The organism is Salipiger marinus, from assembly GCF_900100085.1.
Taxonomy (GTDB): domain Bacteria; phylum Pseudomonadota; class Alphaproteobacteria; order Rhodobacterales; family Rhodobacteraceae; genus Salipiger; species Salipiger marinus.
This window is the reverse complement of record NZ_FNEJ01000007.1, coordinates 226,402-244,318: the sequence shown is the minus strand read 5'-3', so window position 1 is coordinate 244,318 and position 17,917 is coordinate 226,402. Positions and strand designations below refer to the sequence as shown.

Here is a 17,917-nt window from a genome sequence, read left to right as displayed (position 1 = left end):
CGGAAGTTTTGGTGGCGCGGCGCTCAGTTGAGCAGGTCCGGCAGCCATGTTGTCAGGGGCGGGAACAGCACGAGCAGCACGATCACGGCCAGCTCGGCCAGCACGAAGGGCAGGATCGCCCGCACCAGCGGGCCCATCTTCACGTCGCCGATCTTCATCAGGATGAAGAGGACGACGCCGAAAGGCGGGGTGATAAGCCCCATGGCAAGCGTCAGCATGACCACCAGCGCCGCCTGAACCGGGTCGATCCCCAGCTGCAGGATGGTCGGCATGACCAGCGGCACAAAGATGATGAGTGCGGCACCGATGTCGATGAACATGCCCAGCACCAGCATCAGCAGCATGACCCCGAACAGGAACAGCGTGGGGCTGCCCTCGAAATAGGGGGCGACCGCAGTGACCATGGCGCCGATGCCCAGCAGGTTCAGGGCGTAGGACAGGATGGAGGCGGCGGCGACAAGCAGGTAGATCGCGGCGGTCATCCGCCCCGACACCTTCACCGCGTCCCAGAGGTCGCGCAGGGTCATGGACCGCAGCACCACCAGACCCAGCAGGGCCGCCACAAAGACCGCGATCCCGCCGCCTTCGGTGGCGGTAAAGGCGCCGGTCACCATGCCGCCCACGATGATCACCGGCAGGGCCGCCACAAGCACGCCTTCGAACAGCAGCCGCCCGATCTGGTCGCGGTTCACGGTGATGACCGATTTCGGCAGGCCGGAGGTCAGCGCGGTGATCAGGATCACCAGCAGGCAGGCGCCGCCGAGCATGAGCCCGGGAATGATCCCCGCCACAAAAAGATCGACGATCGACAGCCCGGTGACCGCCGCCATGATGATGGCAAGGCCGGAGGGCGGGATGATCGGCCCGATGATGGAGGAGGCGGCGGTGACGGCGGCGGAATAGGGCCGCGAATAGCCCTCTTTCGGCATGACGTTCATGAAGAACCGCCCCAGCGCGCTGGCATCCGCGATCGCCGCCCCCGAAATGCCCGCAAACAGGATCGAGGTGCCCACATTGGTATAGGCGGTGCCGCCGCTGAACCGGCCCGTAGCCAGTGCCGTGAGCCGGATCAGCCGTTCGGTGATGCCGCTGCGGTTCATGATCTCGGCGGCGAGGATGTAGAAGGGCATCGCGATGAACACGAAGCTGTCCACGCCCCCGAAGAACCGGGTGATGATGACGGGAAGGGGAATCCCGGCCAGCCAGACGCCCAGCGTGCCGCCAAGCCCGAGAGCAAAGGCGATGGGAACGCCGGTGAACACCAGCAGGAAGCACAGAGCCGCGACCCATGCCATCAGTAGGCCTCCTCTTCGTGACGGGTCTCGCCGAAGCCGGTGAGCCAGCACAGCACGATCTGGACGAGCATCAGGGCGCCGCCCACGGGCAGGGCCATGTAGGGCACGATCATCGGCAGGCCGGAGGCCGCGGCACTCTGGCGGGCGTTGTTCAGGGCGGCGGGCCAGCCATACCAGACCAGCAGCGCCGCAAAGATCCCGGCGATGCCGAACAGCAGGCTGCGCAGCAGATGCGCGCCGCGCGGCGACAGCGCGTCCAGCAGCGTGTCCACCGCCATGTGGTCGCCGCGCTGGATGGCGGCGGTGCCGCCCAGCATCATGACCCAGAGCATCGAATAGCGCATGACCTCCTCCGCCCAGTTGAGCGAGGATCCGGCGGCATAGCGCCCGACGACCTGAATGAAGTTGAGCAGGCAGACAGCGGCAAAGATCGCGGCGGCCGCGGTCTCGCAGACCGCCGCAAGCCGGCGCGTCAGGGAATGGAGCGACATGGTGAGGGTCCGGAGCTTGGCGCAGGCAAAGCAGCGCCGGGCGACAGCGTCGCCCGGGCCTTGCGCGCGGGGGTTACTCGGTCGGGCCGTAAAGCTCGGTTTCCGCCTGTGCGACCGCAGCCTCGATCCGTTCAAGGATGTCGTCGCCGACCTGCTCGCTCACGAAGGCGCGCACCGGCTCATAGACCGCATCGCGGAACTGCTGCTTTTCGTCCGGGGTGGAGACATGGACCTGCACGCCCTTCTCCTCCTCGATCACCCGGATCGCCTGCCAGTCCCCGGCGGTCTTTTCGACATTCTCGATGCTGGCGAACAGCTTGGCGCCATCGGTGACGATCTTCTGATGCGCGGGCGACAGGCCGTTGAACCAGTCGTCATTGGCGATGACGATGTGCAGGCCGAAGACATGCTCGTTGAGCGTCATGAAATCGGACACATCCGCCGCACCGCCTGCCAGATGCACCGGCGGCGGGCTTTCAAGCCCGTCCACCACGCCCTGCTGCAGCGCCATCACCGCTTCGGACCCGGCAATCGGGGTGGCATCGGCGCCAAGCGCCTCGACCATCTCCATGTAGACCGGGCTTTCCATGGTGCGGATCTTCATCCCCTCAAGGTCGGCGGGCGTGACGATCTGCTTTTCATTGTTCATGAAAGAGCGGAAGCCGTTCTGCGACAGGGCCAGCGCCTTCATCCCGGTCTGCGCGTGAATGTCCTCAAGCGTCCAGCGACCGAACTCGCCCTGCATGACCTGCCAAGCCACCGGGGCCGACTGGAACAGGTACGGCATCGACCACGCCTGGATCGGGGGATAGAAGCCCGCAAAGGCGCCATCCGAGGGCAGCGTCATTTCCAGCGTACCCTGCTGGACCATCTCGGTGGTTTCCCGGACCGATCCCATCTGGTTGCCGGGGAACAGGCGCACGGTCAGCTCGCCGTTGCTCTTGTTCTCCACGTAATCCTTGAACGCCGTGGCGGCGTTGTATTCGGGGTTGTCCCCTTCGAACATCTCGAAGGCGAACTTGATCTCCTCCGCAAGCGCGGGCGGAGCGGCAAGCAGCGCGATGGCCGCAGCGGTGAAGGTGGTTCTGAGTGTAAAGGTCAACGCGATTCCTCCCAAAATCTGTCGATGCGTGGACGATCTCACATGGATTACACATAATCAAGACTCTTTTCACCACTCAAATATCGGCTATGATCGCAATCTCTTGAACAATGGGACCGTGATCATGTCTGATGCTGAGCTTCGAGGGAGGGCTGGCGTGCCGGGGCACCCGCAGGCCGAGGACACCGAACCAGCGGAGGCCACCCCCCTTCATGTCCGGATGCGGGGCGACATCGTAAGCGGTGCGCTGCCTGCGGGCTCGCGGCTGAAAACGCAGGATCTGGCGCGGCGCTACGATGTCAGCATCAATCCCGTGCGCGAGGCCCTGCACCAGCTCAGCGGCGAAGGCTTCGTGATCCTGTCGCGCAACCGGGGGGCGCGCGTGCGCATGCTTGACGAGGCCTTCGTGCGCAACATCTTCGACATCCGCGCCCTGATCGAACCTTACCTGATCCGGCTCTTCGTGGGCCATGCCTCGCGGGAGGAGATCGCGCGGATGGTGGCGATTCAGGAGGAGATCGAGGCACTGGACGGCCCCGATCAGGTCCGGCTCGACGTGCTGGACGACGCCTTCCATCAGGTCACCTATGGCAACCATTTCAACAGCGAGGCGCTGGCGATCCGCGAACGGCACGGGCAGGTGGTTCATGCGCTGGCGCTGCGCTATCCCGCCAGCCCCGCCCGCCGCCGCGCCCAGAACGAGGAACATCGCCGCATCATCGCCGCGATTGCCGCCGCAGATGAAAACGCCGCCGCCGCCGTGGTGGAAGAACATGCGCGCGGGGCCGAACGCCACCTGCTCGAACAGCTGCGCCGCGACCGCGCCAACGGCTGAGCCGCGGCCCGCCGCGAGGCGGGATCAGCTCCGGCCTGCCCGCCTCCGCTGACCGGGGCGCGGCACAGATCCCTTTTGCCGGGCGACACCCGCTGCGGTTACGGTTACGCTGCCGCAAGCGCCCCTTCAAACCCGTGCCGGGGCATCGCGTCGCCGGTCATGTGCGGGAACGCGAAAGGACCGGACGCTGCGGGCCTGCGGTGACGCTCAGCGCTCGATGGCTTCGAGCCCGCACCATTCGGCGATGAACAGCGCCATGGTGGTTGTGGTGCGGCGCAGCGACTCCACGCTCACCCGTTCGTCGACCCCGTGGATGTTTTCCGAAATCGGCCCGTAACACAGCGACGGGATCCGGTTGTAAAGCTGGTAGACCCGGCAGTCGAGATAGCCGGGCGTCACGAAGCTTGCCAGTTCCTCGCCGGTTGCGGCGCGATGGGCCGCTGACAGCACCGCCTCGGCCTCGGATCCGGGTTCCAGCGCGTAGCCTTCCGCGAAAAAGCCGTTGAAGGTGACGCGCGGCGGCCACGCCTTCAGATAGGGATCAGCTTCGGCAAAGGCGCGGATCGTCTCCTCGATCTCGCGCGCGGCCTCGGCGGCCTTGATGCCGGGATAAATCGCGATGCGGCAGTCGACCCGGCACCATGCCGGCACGGAAGAGGCCCAGTCGCCGCCTTCGATCCTGCCGATATTGAGGTTGATCGGATGCTCCACGTCTTCGAAGAACCGGTGCTCCGCCTTCTCGGCGTTCCACGCCTCTTCCAGCTGCCGCAGCGCCCCGATCACGCGATAGGCGGCATCTATGGCATTGGCGCCACTGCCCATTTCGCGCACATGCACCGGCATGCCCCGCACCTCGACCTGAAACCAGAGCGTGCCGACATTGGCACGCACCAGCATCTCCTCCTCGGGTTCCGGGATCAGGACCGCCTCCGCGTCATAGCCCCGCAGATAGGTCATCAGGGCGCCGTTGCCGGTCGATTCCTCCTCCACGACGGTCTGCAGATGCACCCGCGCGGCGGGGACAAATCCCGCCCGGCGCAGCGCGTCCAGCGCGAAGAAGATCTGCGCCTGCCCGGCCTTCATGTCGGCGCCGCCGCGCCCGTAAAGCCAGTCGCCCTCCACATGCGGCTCGAAGGGCGGATGGCGCCACATGTCCTCCGGCCCGGCGGGCACCACATCCACATGCGCCTGCAGGATCAGCGACCGCCCCACCTCCTGCCGGGGATGATGCGTGCCGACCACGATCTGCGCCGTCGAATGCTCGGGGCTGTATTTGCCCGCGCCCTCATGCGCCTCGATCGCGGCGCGGTCCATCTCGAACCGGTCCATCTCGTAGCCGCGGCGCGCCAGTTCTGCGGCGACAAACTCGACCACCTCCTGCTCCCTGCCGCGGGTGGAGGGAAAGCGCACCAGAGCCTTGGTAAATTCGATCTGCTCCGCAAACCCCTCCTCGACCGCGGTTGTGATGGCCGATTTCACCTGCTCCGACATGCGCATCTTCTGGGTCCTGCTGCTGATCCGTGACACGCAGAGTTTTGGGGGTTCTGTACGCAATGTCACGCCTTTATCGACCGGACCCGGCCCCGGACCAGCCGGAGGCGGCGGCGAAGTCCAGGCCGTTGCCGTTGCCGGTCCCGCAGATGCGCCCCATCTAGCGAGGGACGATCACGGAGACGATGATGAACATCAAAGACGTGGCCACCCGCTCGGGCCTGCCCGCCAAGACCATCCGCTATTACGAGGAGATCGGCCTTGTCCGCCCGCAGCGCGGCGCCAATGGCTACCGCCGCTTCCGCGATACCGACCTGCACAAGCTGACCTTCCTTGGCCGAGCCCGATCGCTGGGCTTCACCATCGAACAGTGCCGGTCCCTGCTCGCGCTTTACGAGGACGAGGGCCGCGCCAGCAGCGACGTCCGGCAGATCGCCCGCGACCATCTTGCGGAGATCGAGCAGAAGATCAGCGAGCTTCAGGCGATGCAGACCACGCTCACCACGCTGGTGGAGGCCTGTTCCGGCGACCAGCGCCCGGACTGCCCGATCCTGTCGGGCCTGTCGCGGCCTGCCGGGGTCTGAGCCGGTCAGCCGTTCCGGGCGCCAAGGAGAAGATCCGCCGCCTTTTCCGCGATCATGGTCACCGGCGCATGGGTGTTGCCCGACACGATGGTCGGCATGATCGAGGCATCGGCGACGCGCAGCCCGGCGATGCCATGCACCCGCAGGTCGGCATCGACCACCGCCATGGCGTCCTGCCCCATGCGGGCGGTGCCGACGGGATGGAAGATGGTGGTGCCGACCTGCCCGGCGGCCTGCGCCAGATCGGCATCGCTCTGCATCCGGGGGCCGGGCAGAACCTCCTGCGGGTCGTGGGGCCGCATGGCGGCGGTCTGCATCAGCGCCCGGGCAAGGCGCAGGCTTTCCACCGCCACGATGCGGTCCTGCTCTGCGGTCAGATAGCGCGGGCGGATGGCCGGGGCGTCGCCAGCACTGGCGCTGCGCAGATGCACGCTGCCGCGGCTTTCGGGGCGCAGGTTGCAGACCGACACGGTCAGCCCCGGATAGGGATGCAGCGGCGATCCGAAGCTGTCCAGCGACAGCGGCTGCACATGGAATTCGACATTCGCCGAGGCCTCGCGCGGCGAGGAGCGGCAGAAGATGCCAAGCTGGCTGGGTGCCATGGACATCGGTCCGGACCGGCGCAGCAGGTATTCCAGCCCGATCCCGATCCGGCCCGGCAGGCTGGCCACCCGGTCGTTGAGGGTTCTGGCGCCGCTGATCTTCCAGACCGTCCGCAGCTGCAGATGGTCCTGCAAGTTCTCGCCCACCCCCGGCAGCGCGTGGCGGGGCGTGAGGCCATGCTCCGACAGCCGGTCGGGATCGCCGATGCCCGACAGTTCCAGAATCTGCGGCGTGCCGATGGCCCCTGCCGACAGCACCACCTCCCGCCCGGCGTGGGCGCGATGGTGCCGTCCTTTCAGCAGGTACTCCACCCCCGTGGCGCGACGGCCCTCCAGCACCAGCCGTTCAACCTGCGCGCCGGTTTCGATGCGCAGGTTCGGACGTTTCCGCGCCGGGGTCAGGAAGGCCTTGCGGGCATTCCAGCGCAGCCCGCCGCGCTGGGTGACCGGGAAATAGCCGGTACCTTCGTTGTCGCCATCGTTGAAATCCTCGGTCCGCTGGATGCCGATTTCCTCGGCGGCGGCCGCCGCCACGTCAAGGATGGGCCAGTTGAGGCGCTGCTGTTCGACCCGCAATTCGCCCCCCCTGCCGTGATGCGCATCCGCTGGGCCCCAGTGATGTTCGGATTTGCGGAAATAGGGCAGCACCTCGTCCCAGCCCCAGCCCGCATTGCCCATCTGCCGCCACTGGTCGTAATCCCGCGCCTGACCGCGCATGTAGATCATGCCGTTGATCGACGAGCAGCCGCCCAGCATCTTGCCGCGCGGATAGTTCAGCGCGCGCGCGCCCAGATGTTGCTCGGCTTCGGTGCGGAAACACCAGTCCATGCTGGGGTTGCCCATGGCGTAAAGATAGCCCATCGGCACATGCACCCAGAAGCGGTTGTCGCTGCCGCCCGCCTCCAGCAGCAGCACCCGGCAGCGCGGATCCGCGCTCAGCCGGTTGGCCAGCACGCATCCGGCCGATCCGGCGCCGACGATGATGTAATCATAGCTTCCGCTGTCGATCCGCTCGCTCACGGGGTCGCCTTTCGCATATCTGTCTGGTCCTGACCTGCCGACCCGTCGCCGGGAGACCGTGTCATCTGGCTGTCCTCCAGCCCGGGCCGGTCGCGGCCCGCGCTGTCATGGCGTTCCGGAGTCCTGCGCCCGCTCCGCGCCTTCGGCTTCTGCATCTGCATCGCCTCAGTAGACAGCGATCTGCGGGAAGGCGATCAGCAGGCCGACCGCGATCACCTGCAGGCAGATGAAGGGCACCAGCGACCGGAAGATCTCGCCCAGCGTGATGTCGGGCGGGGTCACGCTTTTCAGGTAGAATGCCGCCGGGCCAAAGGGCGGGGTCAGGAACGACACCTGCATGTTCATGGCAAAAAGCACGCCGAACCAGATCGGATCCAGCCCCAGATCGCGGATGACCGGCACGAAGATCGGCATGGTCAGCAGCGCGATCCCCACCCAGTCAAGGAACATGCCCAGCACGAACAGGATCAGCATCATGGTCAGGACGATGACCGTGGTGTTGTCCGACACCCCCGCAATGAGCGACGAGATGAAATCGATGCCGCCCATCAGGTTGTAAACCCCGACCAGCGCACTGGCGCCGATGCCGATCCAGACGATCATGCCGACGGTGGTCAGCGTGTGCAGCGCCGCGTCGAGCAGCATGGCGAAGCTGAATTCCCGCCGCAGCAGGGTCGACAGGATCACCCCCGCCACCCCCACGGCAGAGGCTTCGGTCACCGAGGCGATCCCGCCATAGATGGAGCCCAGCACGAAGACCACGACGAGGCCGGGCAGGATCAGCCCGCGCAGCAGCTTCAGCTGCTCGGCTGCGGGCATCTTCCGGGTCTCGGGGGGCGGGGCGGCGGTGGGATCGGTATAAGAGCGGAACACGACATAGGCGACATACATCGCGGCCAGCATGAAGCCCGGCACGAAAGCGGCGGTAAAAAGCTCGCCCACCGAGACATTCGCCGTCAGGCCATAGATGATCAGCACGATGGAGGGCGGCACCATGGTGCCGAGCGAGCCGCCCGCGCAGACCACGCCGATGGCGAGGCGGCGGTCATAGCCCTGCCGCAGCATCTGCGGCAGCGCCACCAGCCCCAGCAGCACGATCTCGCCGCCGATGATGCCGCTCATGGCGGCCAGAATGACGGCGACGAAGATCGTCTGGACCGCCACGCCGCCTTTGACCCGGCCCGCCACCAGCTTCATCGCGTCGAAAAGGTCGCGGGCGATCCCGGACCGGTCGAGGATCGCCGCCATCAGCACGAACATCGGCACGGAGACGAAGACGAAGGAGGAAACGAAGGAATAGACGCGGCTGGTGATCAGCGGCACCGCCATCGGCCCGAACCAGCCAAGCGCGAACAGCAGCGCCACCAGCAGCGTCACCAGCGCCAGCGGCATGCCGGTCAGCAGCAGGACAAGCAGCAGGCCGAACATCAGCAGCGTGCCGCCCTCGATTCCGAGGCTGGAGAGATCCAGCACCGAAGAAATGACATCCATCACCGGTCCGCCCGTTCTGGGGCCCGTGCGGCCCGCATGTAGCTGAAAGTCAGCAGCAGGAACTGGCCGCTCATGACGATGAGCACCAGAAACAGAAAGATCTTGATCAGCGCGGGCGCGGGCGAATTCCACGCGCTGCCGCTGGTTTCAAGAAAGAAATCCCCCGAAGGCCGGAAGATCGCCTTGCGCACCATGTGCCATGCGGCCCAGGCGAAAAACCCGGTGGAGATCATGCAGGTCAGCGAGATCACCGCATTGAGCACCTGCAGCGCCCGGCCCCGGACAAGATCATAAAGCAGCACCACCCGGATGTGCGAATTGCGCGCCACACAGAGCAGGCCGCCGAAGATGAAGGTGATGGCACTGAGAAAGGTCGAGGTCTCATGCGCCCAAGTGGTGGGCGCGTTGAAGAAATACCGCGTGATCACCTCCAGCACGAGGATGGCCATGGCCAGCACGATGCCAAGCGCAAAGACCGCCGCGACCCGGTCGATGCCCCGGCCGATCCGGCCCGCCTCCGGCAGGGTTCTGGGGTGGGAAAGCGCCGCCTCGGGGATCCCCGGGCGCGCGACAGGGTCAGGCTCCGCCATGTGAAGTCATCCGGTTGATTGCAAGGGGGAACGGGACGGGCGACATGGTCGCCCGTCCGCGGGTCACTCAGTCCAGCAGGCCCTGTGCCTTGAGATAGCTCGTCAGGGTGTCATAGACCTGCTTGGCATTGTCGGACTGCGCGGCCACATTCTCCCACTGGCCCATGGCGATGGTGCGGAAGCGGGCGCGTTCCTCGGCGGGCCAGTTATGGACGGTGATGTCGGGATTGGCCTTGGCCTCGGCGACCGCCTCCAGATCCTTGATCGACAGCTGCGACACCATGTCGGTGGCCAGATCCCGCACCGAGACGGTCATGATTTCCTGAAGATCCGCCGGAAGGCTGTTCCAGACATCCAGATTCATCGACACTTCCACCAGCGGCATGGAATGGAAGCCCGGATAGACCGGATGATTGCCCGCCTTGTGCAGCCCCTGCGACTGGTTGGTCGAGAAGACGGTGGAATCCGCAGCGTCAATCACGCCCTTGTCGAGCGCGGTGAACACCTCGGCATAGGGCAGGTTGACGGGAACCGCGCCAGCGGCGGCAAAGACCTGCTGGATCAGCCCTTCGGGCGCGCGCACCTTGAGACCTTCAAGGTCATCCACCCCGTCCAGCGGCCGTTTGGACACAAATCCTTCCAGCCCGGTCGTGGTCGCGCCGACGAACTTGAGGTTATACGGCTCCTCAAGCGCGGCCATCATCTCGTTGCCGCCGCCATAGCGCATGAAGCGGAACATCTCCTCGGGCGAGGACCATGCGCCGATCGGATTGGCGGCAAGGCCAAAGGCCGGATCCTTGCCGGAGAAATAGCTGACATCGGTGATATGCCCGTCCAGAATCCCGGCCCCCACGGCATCCTGCGTCTCGTTATATTCGACGACGGCGCCCACGGGCAGCAGCTCGATCTCGATGCGGCCGCCGCTCATCACGCCGACGCGCTCCGTCCATTCGTTCTGGATCTGGAAATTGGGATTTCCCGCCGGGTCCACCGACTGGAAGGTGAACGAGAAGTCCTGCGCCTGTGCAGCCCCTCCCGCCGTTGCCGTCATCATGGCGGCAAGCATCGTCATCCTGATCGTTCTGGCCATATCTTCTCCTCCCTATGGATCAACTGGCATCTCTGGCCCGCCCCGCCTGTCGCGGGGCATGGCCGCCCCCGGAACGTGCACCGCTCCGGGCCTCCTCCCCTCCCGGGCCCCGCCTATTCGGCAGCCGGAACCAGGATGTCCTCCGGCCTGTTGACCAGATTGCGGATGCGTCCCTCCCGCAGCCGCAGCATGGCCGTCTCCACCGACAGCCGCCGCGCATCCGCGACGCTTTCCGGGCTCGACCATGCGGCATGCGGCGTCAGCAGCAGCCTTTCGCCGGTCAGCGGATCGCTCCGGTCCGCATAGGCGCGCGAGATCGGATCATCCGGCGCGGGCGGCTCGACCGGCAGGACATCCAGCGCGGCCCCCGCGATCACCTTGTCCCGCAGCGCCTCCAGCAGCGCCGGCACATCCACGATCGCCCCGCGCGCGGTGTTGATGACGATGGCGCCGGGCTTCATCTGCCGCAGCGTCTCGGCATTGATCATGCCGCGGGTTTCTTCGGTCAGCGGACAGTGCAGGCTGACGATGTCGCTGACCTCCAGCAGGGCCTGCAGGCTTTCGACCCGCTGCACCCCGAGCGCGATTTCGGTCCCGCGCGACACATGCGGGTCATAGCCCACCACATGCAGCCCGAAAGCCTTGGCGCGCAGCGCCGTCGCCGTGCCGATGCGCCCCAGCCCGACGAGGCCAAGCGTGCGCCCGCGCAGCCGCCCGGTCAGCGGGGCGCGGGCATGGTCGAACCCTTCCTGCGGCGAGGCGACCAGCGCGCGGTGATAGGAGGTCAGCCCGCGCTTGAAGTTCAGCATCATCGCGACGGCATGGTCGGCCACCTCGCTGGTGCCGTAATCGGGCGTGTTGCAGACCGGAATGCCCTTGGCGGCGGCGGCCTCCAGATCGATGTGATCGAAGCCCACCCCGGCCCGGACGATGATCTTGCAGCGCTCGAGCTTGGAGATGACCTCTGCGCCCACCGGCATCTCGTGCCAGACCACCAGCGCATCGGCCTGCCGCCAGTCCTCGGCGGGGATCGCGTCGGGCTGTCTTGCGCGATGGATGCTCCAGTGCACGTCGGGGCCCGCCGTCTCGCGCTCGATCATGGCGTCGTCAGGATACTGCGCATCTGGCGTCAGGAGACGGAACCGGGTCATTTGCTGGGCATCCTTTCCTCAAATTCGTCTCAGCTAGAATTCTAGTATTTCATTTTACCTGTCAAGTGGCGTAAATGGACTTGACCGGTGGGCGGCGATAGAACGGGGTTCAGCGCGCCTCCGGACCCCGGACGCGCATGAGGCGAGTCCCGGACTTTTGACCCGGAGGAGAGCGACGTGTCGCTGAGCAAACTGGCTTTCACGCGCATCCGAGACGCGATCGTCTCGGGTGATCTGGCCTTCGGAGAGCGCCTGTCGGAGGTGCAGATCGCCGAGGCTCTGGAAATGAGCAAGGCCCCGGTCCGGACCGCCTTTCTGGAACTGCGCGACCGGCGGCTGGTGACCATCGTGCCGCAGGCGGGCACCTATGTCTTTTCGCCAAGCCGAGAAGATGTCTACGAGATGAGCAGCTTCCGCGCCATTCTGGAAACGGCGGGGATGCGCCTGTCGCTGCAGGCGGCGCGGGCCACCGTTCTGGACACGCTCGCCACGACCATCCCGCGCATGGAAAAGGCCTTGGGCGAGGGGAACTGGAAAGACTACGAGGCCGCCGACATGGAATACCATCTGGCCTTCATCAACAATTCCGGCAACAGTTACCTGCCGCAGGCCTATGACCTGACCGCCCCGGCCATCAAGGCCCTGCGCGTGCGGCTTCAGGCTGGCACCGGCGCCTATCGCAAGCAGTCCTTCGGAGAGCACAAGCAGATCCTGCGCCACCTCGAAGCCGGTGACCCCGATCAGGCCGCCGAGGCGCTGCGCGCGCATATCATGGTGATCAACGAGGCCAAACTGGACCTTCCCGAAAAGCGCGGCTCGCGCGCCAAGGCGCTAAACCGGTCGCTGGAAGAATACCGGCAGATTTTCCGCTGATGCGGCGGGCAGGGGCGCTTCTTGCCGCAGAGCCCTCGCATAGGCCTTTTTGTCAATCGGCACCTCAAATTGGGGTCGGTTCGATTTCTGTGGGGTTGTCATGCGGAATGCTTAAGGCGCGCCAGGAGAAGGTCGATGGCTGTGGCACCAAACATCTGCCTTTTCAGCATCTTCAGCCTTTGCTCCACCCTTCGGTCTTGCCATTGGACCTAGGCACCGGAGCGCGGCCATGACCTCATCAAGGTCGGAGGAAAGACCGCGAAGGGTGAAGGCCGCCATCTTGGACTGAACCGCGCCGGATTTGCCGCAGGCTGATTTTCGTCAGGTGGGCGGCCATGGTTTCAGCGTCTGGCGCTACTGACCTGCCCCCTGCGAGCCCCTCATTCACAGCGAGAGGCTGCAGGTTGGATTTTGGTATTCAGATGCTGCGTCGGACGCAAGCGCGCCGGACGCGGAGCCCCCAGATTGCTCATGCGTTCGGCGCGCCTGCTGCGGTGTCTGGTTGCCCAGCGAGGGAGGAGCGCAGTCTGACCGTGTTGTAGTCGTCAAGCCACAGGGCGAGCGTCCGCCGTGCATCATCCCGGCTGTCGAATATCTTCTCGTTCAAAAACTGGTCGCGCAGGCTGCCATTGAACGACTCGATGATGACCTTCTTCTGCGGCTTGCCCGGATCGATGTGGCGCCAAGACAGATCCTTCTTGTCGGCCCATTTCAGGATCGCCCGACTGGTGAACTCGGTCCCATTGTCACCGATGATGCAGCCGGGCTTGCCCGGCTTTTGTGGGGCGGGCCGGATCATGGAGCTTACAGGCCTCCCCAGTGCAGCGCCTTGGTCTCGAGATATTCGTCGATGCCTTCCTGCGCGCCTTCCCGTCCCAGACCCGAGGCCTTGACGCCGCCGAAGGGCGCCACCTCGTTGCTCAGCAGGCCGGTGTTCAGGCCCACCATGCCGAATTCCAGCCTTTCCCCGAACCGGAAGGCGCGGGCCATGTCACCTGTATAGAAATAGGCGGCAAGCCCGAAGGGGGTGCCATTGGCCAGATCCAGCGCCTCTTCCTCGGTCTTGAAGCGGAAGATGGGCGCAACCGGACCGAAGGTTTCTTCCGAGGCGAGCCGCATCTCGGGCGTGGCCCCGGACAGGACCACCGGGTCGGCATACTGGCGTGGCAGGTCGCGCGCCGCCGTTTCCCGGCGGGCGCCCCGGTCCAGCGCATCCGACACATGGGCGGAGATCTTGTCGATGGCGGCCATGTTGATCATCGGTCCGATGGCCACGTCCGTCTTCGTGCCCGACCCGACGATCAGGGCATCGACCCGGGCCGCAAGTGCCGCGACGAAGGCATCATGGATCCCCGACTGGACCATGATCCGGTTCGCGCAGACGCAGGTCTGCCCGCCGTTGCGGAATTTCGACTGCATCACGCCCTCGACCGCCGCCTCCAGATCGGCGTCGTCGAAGATGACGAAGGGCGCGTTGCCGCCCAGCTCGAGGCTCAGGCGCTTCAGGGTCGGCGCGCATTGCGCCGCGAGATGGGCGCCAACGCGCGTCGAGCCGGTGAAGGAAAGCTTGCGCACCACCGGGCTTGCGGTCAGCTCGGCCCCGATGGCCTCGGGCCTGCCGGTCAGCACGTTCAGCACACCCGCCGGGATGCCCGCCCGCTCGGCCAGAACGGCGAGGGCGAGGGCCGAGAAGGGTGTGAAATCCGAAGGCTTGATGACCATCGTGCAGCCCGCCGCCAGACCCGGCGCGACCTTGCGGGTGATCATGGCGATGGGAAAGTTCCACGGCGTGATGATCGCACAGACGCCCACCGGCTCTTTCGTCACGAGGATTTTCTTGCCTTTCTGCGGCGAGGGGATGATCTTGCCGTTGATCCGCCGCGCCTCTTCGGCGAACCAGCGCACGAAGCTGGCGCCATAGCCCACTTCGGCCCGCGCCTCGGACAGCGGCTTGCCCTGCTCTGCGGTCAGGATCTGCGCCAGATCCTCGGCATGGTCATGGATCAGCTGATACCAGCGCATCAGGATGTCGGCGCGTTCGGCATGGGTACGGGCTGCCCAGCCCGTCATCGCCTGCGCGGCGGCGGCGATGGCCTCCCGGGTCTCGGCGGCGGTACAGTCGGGCAGACGGCCCAGACTCGCGCCGGTGGCGGGATCGGTCACCTCCAGTTCGGGCCGCGCGATCCAGCGCCCGTCGATCAGGGCGGCGATGCGGAACAGGTCGGGATCCTGCAGGTTCATGGGAGCGTCTCCAGTTCGGCGCGGATCTGCGCGGTGATCTTGTCGGTCGCGTCCCGCCCGGGCACGGTGCCGATGCCCTTCGCGGTGGTGGCTTCAATGGCAGTAAGGATGGCGCGCGCGGCCTCGGCCACGCCCAGATGGTCCAGCATCAGGGCGGCGGACCAGATCGCGGCGATGGGATTGGCGATGCCCCGTCCGGCGATGTCGGGGGCCGAGCCATGGACCGGCTCGAACATCGACGGACCGCTGCCATCGGGGCAGATATTGGCCGAGGCCGCAAAACCCAGCCCGCCCTGGATCGCGGCGCCGAGATCGGTCAGGATGTCGCCGAAGAGGTTCGAGGCCACGACCACGTCGAGGCTTTCGGGCGCCATGACCATCCGCGCCGCCATCGCGTCGATATGCATGTGGGCGACGGTGACGTCGGGATAGTCGGCGGCCACCTCGCGCGTCACCTCGTCCCAGAACACCATCGAGAATTTCTGCGCGTTGGATTTTGTGACCGAGGTCACATGGCCCCGCCGCTGGCGCGCCTGATCGAAGGCGAAGCGCAGGATGCGCTCCACGCCGTTGCGGGTGAAGATGGCGGTTTCCACCGCCACCTCGTTGCGTCGGCCCTGATGCACCCGTCCGCCCGCGCCGGAATATTCGCCCTCGGTGTTCTCGCGGATGCAGAGGATGTCGAAACCTTGCGCGCGCAGCGGCCCCTCGACCCCGGGCAGCAGACGATGGGGGCGGATATTGGCATATTGGTCGAAGGCCTTGCGGATCGGCAGCAGCAGCCCGTGCAGCGAGACATTGTCAGGCACGCTTTCCGGCCAGCCGACAGCGCCGAGATAGATCGCGTCGAAGCCGCGCAGGGTCTCGATCCCGTCTGACGGCATCATTGCCCCGGTGGCGATATAATGCGCGCAGGACCAGTCGAACCACTGCGGCGCCAGCGCAAAGCCATGCCGCGCGGCTGTGGCCTCAAGGATCTGCATCGCGGCGCCGGTCACCTCGACGCCGATCCCGTCGCCGGGGATCATGGCCAGCCTGTAGGTCTTCATCGTCGTCTCTGCCCCGGCCATCAGAATTCGGCCACCTTGCCCCACTGGCTGCCCCCGAAGCGCGCCAGCCGGTATTGCCTGACCTCGGTGAGGGGCGGACGGCCCAGCAGGATGTCGGCGACCAGATGCCCGACGCCCGGCCCGATGCCGAAGCCATGGCCCGACAGGCCCGCCGCCAGCACGAGGCCGGGAATGCCCGTGTCGCCGTCGATCACCGGCACGCCGTCGGGGGTGCTGTCGATATAGCCCGCCCATGCCGCATCAACCTCGGCGTCGCGCAGCGCGGGCAGCAGGTCACGCGCGCGGCGCAGGGTCAGCTCGATCAGCCGCGCCGAGGGGCGGGGATCGAGGATCCGCATCCGCTCCATCGGGGTGGGCGCGTCCAGCGACCAGCGCTGCCGCGTCTCGAACCCGGCGCGCCATGCCTGCGCCCCGCCCGGGCGCAGCACCCGCCAGCGCCGCGCGAACATCGGCAGGAAATGCTGCATCCCCCGCAGGGCGCCCGGCGTCGGATCCAGATTTGCCAGCCCCGAAACGGCCAGCGTATGCCCGCCATTTGCGCGGCGCGTCACCGTGATCGGCGCCGTATGCAGCGTGGGCGGCAGATCCGGCGTGCCCGCGCGCACCGACAGGATGGAGCTGCGCACGGCGGCCTGCGGAAAGGCGACGCCCAGCTGATACATGAAGCTCGCGGCCCAAGCCCCACCCGCGACGACAACCGCGCGGGTGCGGATGGTGCCCTTTTCGGTGACCACCCCCGCAACGCGCCCGGCTTCCAGTTCCAGCCCGCGGGCGGCGCAGGCCTGCACCACATGGCCGCCATGCTTCATCACGCCCTTGGCGATCAGCGGTGCTGCGCGCGCCGGATCGGCGGTGCCGTCCGTGGGCGACCAGACACCGCCCGCCCATGACCGGCCTGTCGCCGCGCCGCGCGTGCTGGCCTCTTCGGCCGTCAGCATCCGCGTGTCGATGCCCTCGCCCCGGGCGAAACGGCCCCATCTGGCCCAGCCCTCGATTTCGTCCGGGTTGTTCGACAGATACAGCAGGCCGCAGCGCGAGAAGCCCAGACTGTCGCCCAGATCGGCGCCCATCTCTTCCCACAGGGACAGGCTCCGGGTGGACAGGGGCAGTTCGCGCGCGTCACGGTTCTGCTGGCGGCACCAGCCCCAGTTGCGGCTGGACTGCTCGGCCCCCACGGCGCCCTTTTCCACCAGCACCACCTTCTGGCCGGCCCGCGCCAGCCAGTAGGCGGCGGAAACACCGACGATCCCGCCCCCGATCACCACGCAATCGGCGTCGGACGGCACAGCATCGGGGGTCGCGATGGCAAGACATGGGGCAGGCATGGGGCACTCCGTTCAGGCTGTGGCGACCATATCGGCGCGTGCGCAGCGGGATCTGTCGCAGAACGCCCACAAACGGCATTTTCTGTTGAAACCGGCTGGTAAATGAAGTGCTGTGATCCCGCCATCCTACGGCGGCCTGTCACGCCCTGCCCCGGCATAGGAGCCATGATGACCCCTGCCTACAAACTCGACCGGATCGACATCAAAATCCTGGCTGTCCTGCAGCGCAATGGCCGGATCACCAATGTCGAGCTGGCCGACGAGGTCAGCCTGTCGCCCTCGCCCTGCCTGATGCGCGTCAAGAAGCTGCAGCAGGCTGGCTACATCACCGGCTATTCGGCGCAGATCGATCTGGCGCGGCTGGGGCCGACCCTGACCGTCTTCACCGAATTCACGCTGAAGAACCACCGCCAGATCGACTTTGCCCGCTTTCAGGAGGCGCTTGGCAACATCGACAACTGCGTCGAATGCCATCTGGTCTCGGGCGGTTACGATTACCTTGTGAAGTTCGTGACGGCGGGGATCGACGAATACCAGCTGATCGTCGAAGGGCTGATCGACCGCGATCTGGGCATCGACAAGTTTTTCAGCTTCGTGGTGCTGAAGACGCCGTTTTCCAAGCAGCACATCCCGCTGTCGCGGCTCTTTGACGATCAGGCCTGACCT

General features: G+C 66.3%; 16 protein-coding genes and 1 pseudogene. 4 read left to right on the top strand and 13 right to left on the bottom strand.

What is annotated here, in order from left to right; genetic code table 11:
• Positions 1 to 23: 23 nt before the first annotated feature.
• The 3 genes from BLR51_RS10265 to BLR51_RS10255 form a co-directional block, all read right to left on the bottom strand.
• On the bottom strand, positions 24 to 1,295 hold the full coding sequence (locus tag BLR51_RS10265) for a TRAP transporter large permease (RefSeq protein WP_089846525.1): 1,272 nt from the start codon (positions 1,293 to 1,295) through the stop codon (positions 24 to 26).
• Positions 1,295 to 1,786, bottom strand: a complete 492-nt coding sequence (locus BLR51_RS10260) for a TRAP transporter small permease (RefSeq protein WP_089846523.1) — start codon at positions 1,784 to 1,786, stop codon at positions 1,295 to 1,297. The genes BLR51_RS10265 and BLR51_RS10260 overlap by 1 nt, the downstream gene beginning before the upstream one ends.
• A gap of 73 nt (positions 1,787 to 1,859) precedes the next feature.
• Complete coding sequence (locus BLR51_RS10255; protein ID WP_089846520.1) at positions 1,860 to 2,888, bottom strand: TRAP transporter substrate-binding protein; 1,029 nt, start codon at positions 2,886 to 2,888, stop codon at positions 1,860 to 1,862.
• Between the two features lie 124 nt (positions 2,889 to 3,012).
• Here BLR51_RS10255 and BLR51_RS10250 point away from each other — a divergent pair, with 124 nt between their 5' ends.
• Positions 3,013 to 3,723: a GntR family transcriptional regulator gene (locus BLR51_RS10250; RefSeq protein WP_089846606.1), complete on the top strand. Its 711-nt coding sequence runs from the start codon at positions 3,013 to 3,015 to the stop codon at positions 3,721 to 3,723.
• Positions 3,724 to 3,930: 207 nt separating this feature from the next.
• Here BLR51_RS10250 and BLR51_RS10245 read toward each other — a convergent pair whose 3' ends face one another.
• The gene (locus tag BLR51_RS10245) at positions 3,931 to 5,220 is read right to left on the bottom strand and encodes an ArgE/DapE family deacylase (RefSeq protein WP_089846519.1); all 1,290 of its coding nucleotides are present in this window, start codon (positions 5,218 to 5,220) and stop codon (positions 3,931 to 3,933) included.
• A 182-nt stretch (positions 5,221 to 5,402) separates the two neighbouring features.
• On the opposite strand from BLR51_RS10245, the gene cueR reads away from it, so the two are divergent.
• On the top strand, positions 5,403 to 5,798 hold the full coding sequence (gene cueR, locus BLR51_RS10240) for a Cu(I)-responsive transcriptional regulator (RefSeq protein WP_089846517.1): 396 nt from the start codon (positions 5,403 to 5,405) through the stop codon (positions 5,796 to 5,798).
• A 5-nt stretch (positions 5,799 to 5,803) separates the two neighbouring features.
• Here the strand turns inward: cueR and BLR51_RS10235 are convergent, their stop codons facing one another.
• From BLR51_RS10235 to BLR51_RS10215, 5 genes are all read right to left on the bottom strand, one after another.
• Positions 5,804 to 7,420, bottom strand: coding sequence for a GMC family oxidoreductase (locus BLR51_RS10235; RefSeq protein WP_089846515.1), 1,617 nt, complete (start codon positions 7,418 to 7,420; stop codon positions 5,804 to 5,806).
• 165 nt (positions 7,421 to 7,585) lie between these two features.
• Positions 7,586 to 8,911 carry a TRAP transporter large permease gene (locus tag BLR51_RS10230; protein ID WP_089846513.1) on the bottom strand — a complete coding sequence of 442 codons (1,326 nt, stop codon included), beginning with the start codon at positions 8,909 to 8,911 and terminating at the stop codon, positions 7,586 to 7,588.
• Positions 8,911 to 9,501 carry a TRAP transporter small permease subunit gene (locus BLR51_RS10225; protein ID WP_089846511.1) on the bottom strand — a complete coding sequence of 197 codons (591 nt, stop codon included), beginning with the start codon at positions 9,499 to 9,501 and terminating at the stop codon, positions 8,911 to 8,913. The genes BLR51_RS10230 and BLR51_RS10225 overlap by 1 nt, the downstream gene beginning before the upstream one ends.
• A 67-nt stretch (positions 9,502 to 9,568) precedes the next feature.
• The gene (locus BLR51_RS10220; RefSeq protein ID WP_207543610.1) at positions 9,569 to 10,591 is read right to left on the bottom strand and encodes a TRAP transporter substrate-binding protein; all 1,023 of its coding nucleotides are present in this window, start codon (positions 10,589 to 10,591) and stop codon (positions 9,569 to 9,571) included.
• A 113-nt stretch (positions 10,592 to 10,704) separates the two neighbouring features.
• Positions 10,705 to 11,742, bottom strand: a complete 1,038-nt coding sequence (locus BLR51_RS10215; protein ID WP_089846507.1) for a C-terminal binding protein — start codon at positions 11,740 to 11,742, stop codon at positions 10,705 to 10,707.
• A gap of 177 nt (positions 11,743 to 11,919) precedes the next feature.
• Between BLR51_RS10215 and BLR51_RS10210 the strand changes: the two genes are divergently transcribed.
• On the top strand, positions 11,920 to 12,615 hold the full coding sequence (locus tag BLR51_RS10210; RefSeq protein ID WP_089846505.1) for a GntR family transcriptional regulator: 696 nt from the start codon (positions 11,920 to 11,922) through the stop codon (positions 12,613 to 12,615).
• A 384-nt stretch (positions 12,616 to 12,999) separates the two neighbouring features.
• Here the strand turns inward: BLR51_RS10210 and BLR51_RS10205 are convergent.
• The 4 genes and pseudogenes from BLR51_RS10205 to BLR51_RS10190 form a co-directional block, all read right to left on the bottom strand.
• Positions 13,000 to 13,444: pseudogene (locus BLR51_RS10205) on the bottom strand (integrase core domain-containing protein); the annotation flags it as partial.
• Positions 13,420 to 14,856: an NAD-dependent succinate-semialdehyde dehydrogenase gene (locus tag BLR51_RS10200; RefSeq protein ID WP_089846501.1), complete on the bottom strand. Its 1,437-nt coding sequence runs from the start codon at positions 14,854 to 14,856 to the stop codon at positions 13,420 to 13,422. The gene BLR51_RS10200 and the pseudogene BLR51_RS10205, both read right to left, overlap by 25 nt.
• Positions 14,853 to 15,905 carry a tartrate dehydrogenase gene (locus tag BLR51_RS10195; RefSeq protein ID WP_089846604.1) on the bottom strand — a complete coding sequence of 351 codons (1,053 nt, stop codon included), beginning with the start codon at positions 15,903 to 15,905 and terminating at the stop codon, positions 14,853 to 14,855. The genes BLR51_RS10200 and BLR51_RS10195 overlap by 4 nt, the downstream gene beginning before the upstream one ends.
• A 20-nt stretch (positions 15,906 to 15,925) precedes the next feature.
• A complete protein-coding gene (locus BLR51_RS10190; RefSeq protein ID WP_089846499.1) occupies positions 15,926 to 17,251 on the bottom strand; it encodes an NAD(P)/FAD-dependent oxidoreductase in 1,326 nt (441 codons plus the stop codon).
• Positions 17,252 to 17,419: 168 nt separating this feature from the next.
• On the opposite strand from BLR51_RS10190, the gene BLR51_RS10185 reads away from it, so the two are divergent.
• Positions 17,420 to 17,914, top strand: coding sequence for an Lrp/AsnC family transcriptional regulator (locus BLR51_RS10185; protein ID WP_089846497.1), 495 nt, complete (start codon positions 17,420 to 17,422; stop codon positions 17,912 to 17,914).
• Positions 17,915 to 17,917: the final 3 nt, after the last annotated feature.